The sequence below is a fragment of the Clostridioides sp. ES-S-0010-02 genome, assembly GCA_020641055.1.
Lineage (GTDB): Bacteria > Bacillota > Clostridia > Peptostreptococcales > Peptostreptococcaceae > Clostridioides.
In genome coordinates this window covers 641207-655824 of the sequence record CP067345.1, presented here as the reverse complement: position 1 = coordinate 655824, position 14618 = coordinate 641207, and the positions used below count along the sequence as shown (strand labels likewise).

General features: G+C 26.4%; 10 protein-coding genes. 1 reads left to right on the top strand and 9 read right to left on the bottom strand.

Going from position 1 to position 14618, the window contains the following annotated elements; all coding sequences use genetic code 11:
• Positions 1 to 7: 7 nt before the first annotated feature.
• Positions 8 to 1318, bottom strand: a complete 1311-nt coding sequence (locus tag JJC01_03440; GenBank protein ID UDN58935.1) for a hypothetical protein — start codon at positions 1316 to 1318, stop codon at positions 8 to 10.
• A 1792-nt stretch (positions 1319 to 3110) separates the two neighbouring features.
• On the opposite strand from JJC01_03440, the gene JJC01_03435 reads away from it, so the two are divergent.
• Entirely contained in the window at positions 3111 to 3380 is a 270-nt protein-coding gene (locus tag JJC01_03435) for a transposase (protein UDN60114.1), read from the top strand.
• A gap of 249 nt (positions 3381 to 3629) precedes the next feature.
• Here JJC01_03435 and JJC01_03430 read toward each other — a convergent pair whose 3' ends face one another.
• From JJC01_03430 to JJC01_03395, 8 genes are all read right to left on the bottom strand, one after another.
• A complete protein-coding gene (locus JJC01_03430; protein UDN58934.1) occupies positions 3630 to 6194 on the bottom strand; it encodes an ABC transporter permease in 2565 nt (854 codons plus the stop codon).
• Complete coding sequence (locus JJC01_03425) at positions 6181 to 6870, bottom strand: ABC transporter ATP-binding protein (protein ID UDN58933.1); 690 nt, start codon at positions 6868 to 6870, stop codon at positions 6181 to 6183. The genes JJC01_03430 and JJC01_03425 overlap by 14 nt, the downstream gene beginning before the upstream one ends.
• Before the next feature lie 298 nt (positions 6871 to 7168).
• Positions 7169 to 8233 carry an ATP-binding protein gene (locus JJC01_03420; protein ID UDN58932.1) on the bottom strand — a complete coding sequence of 355 codons (1065 nt, stop codon included), beginning with the start codon at positions 8231 to 8233 and terminating at the stop codon, positions 7169 to 7171.
• The gene (locus tag JJC01_03415; GenBank protein UDN58931.1) at positions 8223 to 8915 is read right to left on the bottom strand and encodes a response regulator transcription factor; all 693 of its coding nucleotides are present in this window, start codon (positions 8913 to 8915) and stop codon (positions 8223 to 8225) included. The genes JJC01_03420 and JJC01_03415 overlap by 11 nt, the downstream gene beginning before the upstream one ends.
• Before the next feature lie 181 nt (positions 8916 to 9096).
• On the bottom strand, positions 9097 to 9510 hold the full coding sequence (locus JJC01_03410; GenBank protein ID UDN58930.1) for a cupin domain-containing protein: 414 nt from the start codon (positions 9508 to 9510) through the stop codon (positions 9097 to 9099).
• A 115-nt stretch (positions 9511 to 9625) separates the two neighbouring features.
• Positions 9626 to 10387 (bottom strand): ABC transporter ATP-binding protein, encoded by a 762-nt coding sequence (locus JJC01_03405; GenBank protein UDN58929.1) that lies wholly within the window; start codon positions 10385 to 10387, stop codon positions 9626 to 9628.
• Positions 10388 to 10401: 14 nt separating this feature from the next.
• A complete protein-coding gene (locus tag JJC01_03400; GenBank protein UDN58928.1) occupies positions 10402 to 11937 on the bottom strand; it encodes an ABC transporter permease subunit in 1536 nt (511 codons plus the stop codon).
• A gap of 364 nt (positions 11938 to 12301) precedes the next feature.
• Positions 12302 to 14542: an excinuclease ABC subunit UvrA gene (locus JJC01_03395; GenBank protein ID UDN58927.1), complete on the bottom strand. Its 2241-nt coding sequence runs from the start codon at positions 14540 to 14542 to the stop codon at positions 12302 to 12304.
• Positions 14543 to 14618 lie beyond the last annotated feature (76 nt).

Below are 14618 nucleotides of genomic sequence, written 5' to 3'. Positions count from 1 at the left end.
CTTCCATTTAATCAATAAGTAGTAATTTACAATAACTTAAATTGTTATTAAATAAATTTAGAAAAGATAAAACTATTCCAGTTCTGCCTTCTAATAATGAAAAATCATACTTAAATCCTTCTCTAAATATGTTATTATCATCCATTAATATTTTATAATCTTTCTCAATCATTAAGTTGTTATTATTGTATAAGCTTTCTATTTTTTTTAAAATATTACTTATCTGTTTTAAATATTGACAATCACTTGTCTCATAGTAGCATTGTAAAATCTGACAAAGAACTCCTGCATATCCATGGCATAATGAAGGACTTAATAAATTATGTTCATCTATATTTATTATTGATATGTTATATAAACATTCCAAATATCTTTTTTTATTTTTTTCTGATAAATCATAATATTCTAGAGTTTTATAAAGACATCTATATATGCTAAAATTACCATAACACCAACTTGAATTCATTACAAAGTATTTTACAACTGTCTTATTTAAATATTCATCCATAGAAATTTGAGATGGCCAAAATTCTAATCCATTCTTCTTGATTTTAAAATGTTCATTATTATATAATGAATAAATTGTCTTTATAGAATCTTCTATTTCACTAACAATAAAACCTAAAGAATAAGCTTTTGATATTGCAACTAATGGAGCTATAATACCATGAGATAATCCAAAATTTAAAGATCCATTTTTAAACTTAGAATTTTCTTTTTCAAGATTAGTTAAAGAATCAAATTTTGAAATAAAATAATTAATAAATTCATTATCGTATAAAGAAAGATAAACCAAATATCTAACTATATATTTAATTTTCTTTATATCACAATCTAAAATAAAATTACAATCAAGCAAATAATATAAATTCCCTGAAATACCTGATATTAAATCATATTTATCAACACATAAATCTTGATGGTAATATTTTTTTACATTTTCATAAACTTCATTTAATAGTATGTTATTTAAAGTATTAGAAAATTTTTTCAAATTACCAGTAATATTACTATATGAATTTACACAAAAACATGTGTATCCAAAACCTGATAGCATTCCTAAAGATTTATATATCCCATATTTTTCTAAATCTTCTTTTATGTACTTGCATAAGAAATATCCTATTTCATCAAAAATTTCTTTTTCATTTGAATTAAATAAAAAAAATCCATCTGCAATAGATAATAATATACTTTCTGCATAATTGAGATTTAAACTTTTATTAATGAACTGTTTCTTTATCTCATCGAAATATAAGTTTATAAAGTTTATAACTCTATTTTTAGATTCCAAATCAATAAATCTATATATTTCCAATAAACCCCTCCCTATTCTTAAGATTCATATAAAAATCATTTTTATGAAATCAGTTTACTATTTTTTTTTACTCATTACAATACTTTTTTATATACAAAAAAATATAATAAAAAACATATTATATTCATTTTTTCAAAATATTCAAAAAATGCATTGTATTCTTGTTATTTTGAAGCAAAAATAATTTGTACATAATTTTATTATTATTTAATAGCCTTATTATAACTAATCAAATAATTATTCAATATTTATTTTTCTTTTTTATATTTAATATTTATTTTCATCTACATAAACTTTTAACATAATTTTTTCGAAATCTTTTTTTCATTTTTCAACAATATACTATTAATATTTTATTTTTTTTACAATCTATTCTATTATAATAGAATAGATTTAATTAAAAATAAAACAATTATAATCATAAATATATAATACATAACTTTTATATATAAAAATTTTGTATAATTAGTACCTGAATTTTACTTATTTTACAAAATTTATATTCATAACTAACATAGTTCTTATGTTAAAGATAGATATTCAGCAAATATTTTATCTAAACCATATAATCCAAATCATTTATTTTATTTTTATTCTTTTATTTTATAAATTTATATTCATAAAATAATTATTAAATTTTTATTTTTATTTTAAATAAATATCAAAATAAAATTATATATTTTATTTTTTTATTAACTGTATCTAATTTATAACTATTTCTTATTTTCTGTATTTGAAATAATAGCATTCATAACTATTAATTATTTTACTCGTTTTCATTCTAAATAACTTACTTTTTTATTCTATTTCTTTAAAGTTAAAAACTAGATGAGATATTATATATTCATCTTTATTATGTAATTTATATTTATTCCACTTTATAAAAGCATTTGTTGTGAAATTTAATGGGCAATATTTATAAATGTATAGATTGTTAATTTCACAATTAGAATAATTCTATTAACTTTTTATGAATTAGAAACACCTAATATATTTATATTTCTAAGCGCTATAGCATAACGATATACTTTACTAGGATAATCATAAAGATCATCATCTAAATTGGCGTATATACCTATACCTCATCTAATATTATATAATACAAAATCTCTTCTCAATAAGTTTTTAAACTTAGGATTATTTTCATTAATATCACACTTTAAAGTATCTTTATCAATATCAAAAGAATCAAAAATAACATTTATTCATGAAAAAGGAAAGAAAAAGTCTATTGTTCAAAAACATATCAAGCAATTAAATAATTATATTGATAGATTTTAAAAATATACTAAAGATCTTCATATAATGGGTTAACGAAATAGTTATTCTAAAACAGATAATGATGTAACTTTTATGAGAATGAAAAATGGACAACTGAAACCAGCATATAATATACAATTTGCTGTAAATTCAGAATATATGGTTTGGGTAAGTTTAGTACATCAACTTACTAATACTACAGCATTAATACCATTTTTAAAATTTATTGATGACTATACTAAGTTTAAATATCCTAAAATAATAGCTGATGCTGGATATGAAGTTGAGGAAAACTATACATTTTTAGAGCGTAATGATCAATTATCTTTCATAAAACCTACAAATTATGAAATTAGTAAAACTAGAATATATAAAACTGATATTGGACATATTGATAATATAGACTATAATGAAGCAAATGATTATTATATTTGTAAAAATAGTAAAAAATTATTTGCTCATAAAATAATAAATAGGAAATCAAAAACAGGCTATAAAAGTGAAATAACTTGTCACACTTTTAAAGAATACCATAATTCTCAGTATAAAAGCAGTTGTCTCAAGAAGAATAATAGCAAAATTCCTCTTGAGAATAAAACTAGGAACTTACAAGTGTCTAAGTTATTTCATGAAAAAAGAAAACTTAAATATAATTATGAGCCCAGAGGGATGTCAGCTTAGAATGAATAGAAGTATACAAGCAGAAGGATCTTTCGCTCAAGTAAAGCAAAATATGAAATTTAGAAGATTTTTAAGCCAATGTAAAAAAATGTTTTATCAAAATACATTATTGTGTTGTTAACTCATAACATTTCTAAACTGCACAATAAAATAGTAAAAAACAAATGTGTAATATATATCCATCATTAAAAAAAGCATTCTAAATGTATTATTATAAGCAAAAAAGAGCTATCACAGAACAAATTTAACGTGCTAATGCGACATCCTCTTTCTATTGTGCATATAAAAAAATATTTTTTTATGCTACATTTAATTATTATTTAGCTTGAATTATATTTAACCATTATTCAGTTTCTATTATATTTAATTATTATTCAGCTTCCCTAATTCTTTCAACAATACTATCCTTAGAAACATTATGATAAACTATTAAAGGCACTATAGACGTTATCAAAAATACTATTAATATACTTATTATAAGCGCCCCTAATGGATAAGCATACACAGAATATCTTAATTTCATAATATTAAACCCTAAAAATGTTGCGATACTTCCAAAAGTAAGATTTACAATAGTTATTATCACCCCATAATAAAAACCTTCAAGCATTATCATTCTTTGAAGCTGTTTTCTTGTCATTCCTACTGCCTCAATCATTGCAAACTCTTGTTTACGAGACATTATATTTGTTATCATAGTATTTATAAAGTTTAGCACTCCAATCAATCCTATTATAAATACCGCACTCATACCTACAATCTTTATAACCTTTTGACTCTCTCTTGCCTCTTCTATATAGATATTTTTTGAATAAACTTTTGTATATGGATTATTGTATTTCTTATTCAAATTATTTATTTTATTTTCAACAGACTTCACATCACCATTTATATCAATTACCAGATTTTCTATATATGGCTTTATAACCATATTTTTAAAGTCATTTTCATTAATGTACATCCCCATATTAAAATTTTGTGCACCATCAAAAACTGCCATGACTTTAAACTCTTTATCTATATATCCTTTCCCTATAGTATCTCCTTTTAAATATCTAAACTTAATTTTATCTCCTGCTTTTATTTTACTTCCTTCATGCCCAGTAATTACTACATATCCACCTTCATCAAATTTTTTCTCATCTATAGAACCTGACAGTATTTTAGAATTCTTTTGAGAATATATAATATTGTTTTTTGATAGTTTACTTAATAATCTACCTGAAGATAATCCAACTGTATCTGAGGCTAAAAAACCATTATTTTCTGCAATTTCTTTTGGGTCTCTGCCCTGAAGAAATTGCTTTTTATATTCTTCATCTACTTTTTGAGTCAATATCTCATCTTTTAAATCTCCTTCATAAACTATATAACTTAAATCCTTGTACACCTTACTTACATTACTCACTCCATCAAGATTCTTAATATCTTTTATAAGATTTTCGTCAATTGGAGCAACTTCGTTATCTTCAGATTTAGCAGTGTCTGCAAGTCCATGACGTATTTCTATATCCCCTAACATCATACCTTCAGCAGCTCTTTCTGGATTAGAGCTACTTATAATTGCAGATACAGTCAAAAATATTATACAACTTAGTGACATAGAAACTAAAACTAAAATAGCTTTGCGTCTATTTCTAAACACATTTGCAAATGCCATCTTATGAATTTTAGAACCACTTTTCCCTCTTTTAGACTTACGTTTAATCTTATTACTTTTATCACTATATCTTACAGCATCTATAGGAGATACAGAACTTACAATCTTAGCAGGTTTTTTGCATGACAATCTAACAGTTACATATGAAAATACAACGGCAAATACAAATATTAACGGATTAAAATATTCAAATGCAGTTTTATTTAATCCATCCATAAACTTACCAACTAGAGGAACAAACACTATTCCTATTAAAAATCCCAATAATAAACCTATTGGTATAGCTATTATACATAATCTATTAGCTTGTTTAATAATCAATTTTTTTAATTGATATGGCGATGTTCCTATTGTTTTTAATAATCCATAATATTTTATATCTTTAACAACTGAAATATAAAAAATATTATAAATTAATAAATATCCACTTAAAAGTATAAGCATTACAATTAAGATTATTGGTAATACATTTTTAACAACTTCTTTGAAAGTAGTTGCTTGTTTACTTAAATATATAGGATTTATAGTTGATTTTCCTGAATAAGGTTGGATTTTATCAGTTAGTTTATCAAATTTAGACTGCAAATCTTTATCATTAAAAAAATTAAAGGATATACTTGTAGGAGCTACTTCATTTGTTTTTTTGTAATTATCATAGAAAGCTTCACTCGTAAATACATCATGAAGAGGTATTGCTGTAGCTGTTTTGTATTCAAAATATCCAACTAGTTTAAATTTGAACGTTTCTTTTTCATTAGTTAGTACCCCATCTTTAGTTTTTGGAATTATTAATTTTACTTCAGCACCTATTTTATGAGGTATATCTAACATATCTAATATCTTTGTAGGCATGACTATTTCATCATTATTTTTTGGTAAACTCCCTTCAATCATCTCTACATTTGCAGCATTTTCAAGACTTTTTTTATCATAAACGGTTAAATTCACTGTCTGAGTTGAAAACTCTGGATTTTTTAAACTTGCTATGTTTTTTACTATTCCAATACTGTTTTTGTCTACTGAACTATCTTTTTTTATAATTTCAATTTGCCTATTACTTAAAGCTTGAAATTGAACATGGTTCTTTGTCCCATATTCCATAGCTTTGTAACTATTAAAAGCGTCCAACATACTATATCCCACTGTAAACAATGATGTAAACAAAACTGTTGTCAATACTATTGCAAGCACTGAAACTATATTTCTCATTTTATTTGTTTTGAAACTTCTATTACTTAACTTTTTTATAATTTCCTTATTGTTATTCTGTAACATTGTTCTCACCTCTATTTACAACTTTTCCATCCTCAATCCTTATAATTCTATCAGCCATTTGAGCAATTTGTTCATTATGAGTTATCATAATTATAGTTTGGCTAAACTTATTACTAGTAACTTTTAAAAGTCCTAGCACATCTTGTTCTGTTTTGCTATCTAAATTACCTGTTGGTTCATCAGCTAGTATTATTGATGGTTTTGTTGCTAAAGCTCTTGCAATAGCTACTCTCTGTTGCTGTCCTCCTGATAGATTATTTGGTAGGTCATCCACTTTTTGACTTAATCCTAAAACTTCTATTATCTCATCTATATATTTAGTGTCTATTTTACATCCATCAAGTTCTATAGGTAATACTATATTTTCATAAACATTTAGTATTGGAACTAAATTATAATTTTGAAATATAAAGCCTACATTACGTCTTCTAAATATTGTAAGTTCTTCATCATCCATAGCAAATATATCATTATTATCAACAATTACTTTTCCATCACTTGCTCTATCAAGTCCCCCTATCATATGTAACAAGGTACTTTTTCCACTACCTGAAGTCCCAACTATAGCTACAAACTCCCCTCTATTTATACTTATATTTATTCCATCTAAAGCTTTTACTATATTTTCACCTTTTCCATAATATTTTTTTAAATTATTAGTCTCCAGTATTTTCATAATCAAATCTCCCTCTTACTTTATTTTATATATTTTTTAATTGTATATTAAACTTTCACGCTTATTGATTCCTTACTTAGATATTATCATGTAAGCCCCTATCCAATCCTCACAGTGCTGTTATATTTTAGATATGAATTATAACAATTTTGAGATATTTTGTGATATTTATTGAAGTGAAACTAAAAATAGTGCATATAATGTTATCTAATAAACACTATATACACTACTTCTAAGAATTTTTGATTTTATTTTCAAGTTATATATTATAAACATCAATTTTAAATAAATGCTAAGTCTAATTTTTCATATAAATATTAAATGTAGTTCCAATATTTTTTTGAGAATCTACTTTTATATATCCATTCTGTTTATTTATAATTTCTCTTGCTAAGTACAATCCAACTCCAATACCTTCTATATTCCCAACTTCTCTACTTCTATAGAACCTTTTAAATATATTGTTTATTTCACTCTCATCTATACCCATTCCATTGTCACTTATGATAATTTTAGTGAATATATCCATTTTATCAGTCTTTATACTTATCTTTCCTTCCTCATTGGTATACTTTACTGCATTTTCTATAATATTAAATAAAGCTTCACTAGTCCACTTTTTATCGTGACAAACTTCAATTTTATCATCTAAATCAATTTCTAGTAATATATTTTTTTCTTCTAATTTTAAAAAGACTCCACTTAATGCACTTGCAATAGTATCACTTATTCTGCTTTTAGTCGTATTCAAAGATATAATACCAGTTTCTAACCTAGAAATTTTTATAAGTGCTTTTCCCAGCCAGTCCAATTTATTTACCTGACTTTGCATGTTTTCTAAAAACAATACTTGATTCTTTCTATCTAACTCTTTTTGTATTAGAGTCTCATTATACATAGATATATTAGCTATTGGTATTTTTATTTGATGCGATATATCTGATATTAAAGTTTTTATATTTTCTTTTTCCTCTGAATACTTGCTGTTTTTAACTTCCATAACCTCTATCATATATTTAATTTTATTTTGAACTTTTGCAGTTAAAGTATCTTTATTTAAATCAAAGTGCATATTTTTATTACCCGATATAAATTCATCTATGTTATATATGATATTGCTACTAAATTCAACTATGTCTTTTCTTATTTTATATACAAAAAATAACGATATAAAAAACATAGTAAATATAAAAATTAAAATTATACAATTAATATTTACAATAAATTCAGCTAAGTCAGGATGCACATATAAAATTTTGTTAGTTTGCATTCTTATTATTATTAAGGATAAACATGACACTATGAAATATATAATAGAAATGTTCTTGTAATAGTTCTTATTTAAACTTTTATTATTTTTCATCTTGTTCACCAACCCACATATAACCTATTCCATAAATAGTTCTTATGTACTTATGCTTTGATGTTTTCTGGTCTATTCTCTTTCTCAATCTATTTATATTTACAGTCAATGCATGTTCTTCCATATACTCACTATCATTGTCCCATATTGCATCTATCAATGCTTGTCTTGTAACTATTTCATTTTTATGTTGCACCAATTTCTTTAGAATTCTATATTCTATAGGTGAAAGGATTATATTTTCGCTATTTCTAGTTACAGTCATATTATCAAAATTAAATTCAAATTCTCCCTCAAATAAGACCTCTTCTTGTATTTCAACATTACATCTTCTAAGCAGTGCTTTTATTCTTTGTATCAATATGTTTATACTAAATGGCTTTGTTATGTAATCATCTGCTCCTATCTTAAATCCATTTACAATATCAGATTCCATATCACATGCTGTCAAAAACAGAATACCTACTTTTGAACTAGCTCTTATTTCTTTGCACAAGTCAAATCCATTTCCATCAGGAAGATTTACATCTAATATCATTAAATCTATTTTTTCTTTCTCAAATTTCTCTTTAGCTTCTTTTAGACTATATGTTGGTACAACTCGAAATCCATCACTTTGTAAGTTAAAACATATACCATTATTAAGCATAATATCATCTTCTACAACCATTATAGTTTCCATTTTATTTCCTCCATATTTTTTATACACATTAAATCATTGAGTTTCCTATTTTATTATACTAATTTTATTTTCTAAAAAACTATTATTCTCTTAAGTTTTCATTAATTCAAAATAAAAAGAGTGTATATTTAGTAATTTTAACTAATATACACTCTTCATTTTTTATAAGTTTATAAATATTCTATTTTAGTTTACCATAGTCTTCATCAGATACAGGCTCCAACCATTCATTGAAGGCTCCCTCTGCTGGTACTTCTACAGCTAGATGCTGAAACCAACTATCTGGTGCAGCTCCATGCCAGTGTTTTACATCTGGTGGTATATTAACTACATCACCTGCATGCAATTCCTGAGCTGGTTTTCCAAACTCTTGATAATATCCTCTACCTCCAGTTACAAGTAAAATCTGTCCACCCTTATGATGTATGTGCCATGAATTGATTGTAGAAGGAGCAAAAGTCACATTACCAATTCCCACACCCTTAGTAGTAAGCATATTTAAATAACATTCTCCTGTAAAATACTGTGCAAATGCTTTGTTTTCTTCCCCAATAGGGAAAACTGCTCCTGTACCTAAATCTCTTTCTCTATCCATATTTAATACCTCCTATGCCTTGCTTAACTATTCTTACATTTTTAGTATACGACTTAAAGTTAACTCAAGGTCAATAGCTTTTCAGTATTATCATAATTTAATTTTTGGATTAACTTTATTCTTTTAAGTCATCATAACTTGTTATAGATTTTTTTACATTCAGTAATTGGTCTACAAATTGATTCGCAGGAGCATTTAAAATATTTTCAGGAGTATCATATTGTTGAATGACTCCATGATTCAATACTAAAGTTTTTGTACCCAAAATCAAGGCCTCATAAATATCATGTGTAATAAAGATAATCGTAATTCCTGTTTTTTTATGAATTTCTTTTATCTCTTTTTGTAACTGTTTTCGTGTAATTTCATCAACAGCTCCAAAAGGTTCATCCATCAATAAGATTTCTGGTGAAGAAGCTAAAGCACGTGCAATCCCTACACGCTGTTGCTGACCACCTGATAATTCAGATGGGTATCTTGTTTTCATATCATTTGGTAATCCCACGATTTGCATCCATTTGTCTACAGCATTTTTTATCTCTAACTTATTTTTTCGATTAAGGAGATTTGGCACATATGAAATATTTTCTTCAACAGTCATATGAGGAAAAAGAACACTTCCCTGCACACAATAGCCTATTTTTCTTCTTAATTTAATTAAGTCCTCATTTTTAATGTCTGTTTTATTAATTAAAATATCTCCTCCATCTGGCAAAATAAGACCATTAATCATTTTTAGAAGTGTTGTTTTTCCACTTCCAGATGACCCAATAACAGTTAAAAATTCTCCTTTTTCTATATCTAAATTTAGATTATTTATGATTGTTTTATCATTATATTGTTTTTCAATATTTTTAAATTGTATAATAGGTGTCATTATATTTCCTCCAATTATAAAAGTCCCTTTTTGTTCAAAAACTCATGTGCAACTTCTCTAGGCTCTAAATTATTATTTTCTACATCGTAATTCAATTTAGCCATCTCTTTATCAGTTAAAATATTTTTAACCATCTGGAATACTTTTGAAAGCTCTGGGTGTTCCTCTAACACCTCTGAACGAATAACATTTCCACATTGATAAGATGGATAAAAGCTTTTATCATCATTTAAAACTACAACATCTGAAACACTATACTGACCATCAGTTGTAAATATAGGCATTACATCAATTTTTCCCTCATTGATTGCCTGATATTTAAGTCCAATATCTAAATCAACTGTGTTTTTAAAGTGTAAGTCATAGGTATTGCATAGTGGAGTATAGCCATCTTCTCTTTCATAAAAATCATACTCTGCACCAAATGTCAATTTAGAAGATATATCTCTCAAATCTGAGATATTCTTTAATTTATATTTATCTGCAATTTCTTTTCTGACTGCCAACGCATAACTATTAGAAAAACCATACATCCCAGTCCACTGCATTTTAAGTTTAGTTTTATATTCAGATTGTAATTTCTCAAACATATTTTCAGTGTATAATTCATTTTTCTTCAGTACCATATTCCATCCTGTCCCTGTATACTCTGGATAAATATCAAATTCTCCATTCTCCATAGCTGGCTGAATATTGGATGTTCCTCCGCCTACACCTTGTGTAATTTCTACTTTTAAATCTGTATTTTTTTCAATTAAAATATCCAACATTTCACCAAGAATATATTGTTCAGTCATTGGTTTTGTAGCAATATGAATAGTTTGAGTCTTTGCAGAGTTAAAAAAATAAGATGTAAAGATAGTTGTTATGAGGATAAGACTTCCTAGAATGGCAAATACTTTTTTCCTATTTTTCTTTTTTCTTTTTCTTTGTAAAAATCTTTCTACTAATCCTAGAATAAAATCAAATAACAAAGCCAATAGAGCAATAAGAATGCTTCCAGTGACTGTCATTACTGTGTTGTTTGTTGTGATTCCTCTATATATAGCTACCCCCAGACCACCAGCACCTATAAATGAAGCGATACCAGTCAATGCAATTGTCATAATAACCATGTTTCTAATCCCAGACATAATAACAGGTAAGGCTAGTGGAAGTTTTATTTTATATAGTATCTGAAAGTCTGTACTTCCCATACCTTTCGCTGCTTCAAGTATATTTTTATCTACGTTAGTAATTCCAGTATATGTATTTCTAACCATAGGTAATAATGCATATATAGTAAGAGCAATAACAGCTGTAGTATTTCCAATTCCAGATAATGGTATCAAAAAACCTAACATAGAAATAGATGGTATAGTGTATAGAAAATTGATAGTCCCCAAGATGGGCTTAGAAGACTTGTGAAATTCACTTACAATGATACCAATTATACCACCTAAAACAATTGCAATTATTATAGAAATAATAGAAATTGTCAAATGTTCGATGGATAGTTTTATAAAAAAATCACTTCTTTCAGATAATAGCGTTAGCATATCGTTTAGCATTACTTACACTCCTTTTATGAGTTTTACTTAATAAGATTCAAATTATAAAATTATAGTTTAGTTATAGACTGCATCTTACTACACTAAGTAAATTATTCCATAAATTACATGTTAAGGTCATAATATCAAACTTTCAAGTAGACACTAAAAAGTAACTAATAGAAAATCCTACCTTGTCAATCTTCATGAAAATAATAAAAAATGTCAGAACCGTTAAAAACTTGCTATTTAAACGGATTTCTGACACTATATTTAATTAAATTTGAATATTTATCATATTATTTATTATTGTTAAACTTAACTATCATATTATATACCCATTATATTTACTCATATATCATCTATATTTATTGTATTTTATTTATTATACTATATATTTTGCTGTTAGCGATATTTTATTGTTAGACAATTGTTTTGGAGTTCCTTCAAAGATTACTTTCCCACCTTTTGTCCCTCCCTCAGGACCCATATCAATAATCCAATCTGCTCTTTTAATTATATCTATATTATGTTCAATTATGATAACTGTATTTCCATTATCTACAATCTCTTCAATTATACTTATAAAATTTTCAATGTCAGCCATATGAAGACCTGTTGTCGGCTCATCTAATATATACACTGAACTTTCCTTATTTAATTCATTAGCAAGCTTTAATCTTTGACACTCTCCTCCAGATAATGTATCCAGAGTTTGCCCTAAAGTAAGGTATCCGATTCCCATTTTTTCAATGCACTGTAATTTCTTTTTAATCTGTTTTAGACTAAAAAATTCAATCGCATCTGAAACCGACATTTCAAGAATTTCTATTATATTTTGCCCTTGAAATCTATATTCTAAAACTTCTTTTTTAAATTTTTTTCCTTCACAAATATTGCAAGTGCTTTTTATACTTTCCATAAATGCAAGGTTTGTTTGTACTGTTCCAGAGCCTTTACAATTATCACAAGCTCCTTCTGAGTTTGAGCTAAACAAAGACGCTTTAACACCATTTACTTTTGCAAAACTGTTTCTTATATCGTTCATAATTCCACTATATGTTGCTAAGCTTGACCTAGAATTAGCTGATACAGGGCTTTGGTCTATTAATACAGCATCTGTATTTTGCTTTAAAAATTCATGTTTAATTAATGTACTCTTACCAGCTCCTGCTACTCCTGTCACTAAAGTTAATACACCTTTAGGTATCTTTATAGATATATTTTTTAAATTGTTTTTATTACAATCTTTAACCTCTAAATATCCTCTATGTTCTCTTACATTTTCCTTAATAGAAAGAGCTTTATTTAAGGCATTTCCTGTCAATGTCCCACTTGAAAGCAACTTTTCATAACTTCCTTCATATACAACTTTACCCCCATACCTACCAGCTTTTGGACCTACATCTACAATGTGGTCTGCAATTTTAATAACATCTGGGTCATGCTCAACAACTATAATTGTATTTCCTTTATCACGTAATTTTCTTAGAAGATTATTTAATTTATAAACATCTCTTGGATGAAGACCTATACTTGGCTCATCAAAAATATACATCAAATCTACAAGGTTACTATTTAAATATTTTACCATCTTTACACGCTGAGATTCTCCACCTGATAGTGATGATGTTTCCCTATCTAAAGTTAAGTACCCTAGACCTATATCTATGATGTTATTTAGTTTTTCTAGTATTCCTTTAAGTAGAGGTTGTGCTTCTGGCTCATTTATATCTTTAATAACCTTAACTAATTCATCAAGTTGCATACTTGTCAAGTCTGCAATATTGTAGCCATTAATTAAAGATTTATATACGCTTTCATGAAGTCTTCTTCCATTGCAAACAGGACACTTGTCTTCTATAAGGAGTTTACTCAATTTTTTCTTAGTAGTCTCAGAAATTTCTCCTTCTTTACTTAGATATAGACGATTAAACTTAACCATTAAGCCTTCATATGTCATATTTATTTTTCCAGTTTCTTCTACTATAATCTTTTCTGGCTCACCATATAAAAATTTTTTCAGCTCTTTCTCTGAATAATCACATATTTTCTTATCAATATTAAAGTATCCTGATTTGGCAAATATATTCCAGTGCCAAGAACCCACTCCGAAACCTGAAAGCAAAATAGCACCCTCATTTAGCGATTTATTCATATCAAGAATATGCTTCATGTTAGGTATTAGTTTTTTCCCAAGCCCATGACAATCTGGACACATACCATTGACATCATTAAAGGAAAACATGTTAGCATTACCTATATGCTTGCTTCCAAATCTAGAATATAAAGCCCTTAAAAAGGAATTTACATCTGTGATAGTACCTAAGGTTGACCTTGAATTACCTCCAAGTCTACTTTGGTCTATAATAATCGGTGTTGATAAATTTTCTATACAATCAGCTTTAACTTCTCCATACTTAGGTAAAAAACTTCTTACAAAAGTACTAAATCTCTCATTTAATTGACGTTGTGATTCTTTTGCAATTGTTTCAAAAACAATAGATGATTTTCCAGAACCAGATACGCCTGTAAATATAGTTATTTTTCTTTTTGGTATTTTTAATGAAATATTATCTAGATTATTTTCCTTACATCCTTTTAAAACTATAAATTCATTACCCATACTTTAACCTCCTAAATTGTTTTTATAGCAAATTATAGCACGTGACCTATCCCTTGGTTGTATACTGTAGGGTTTA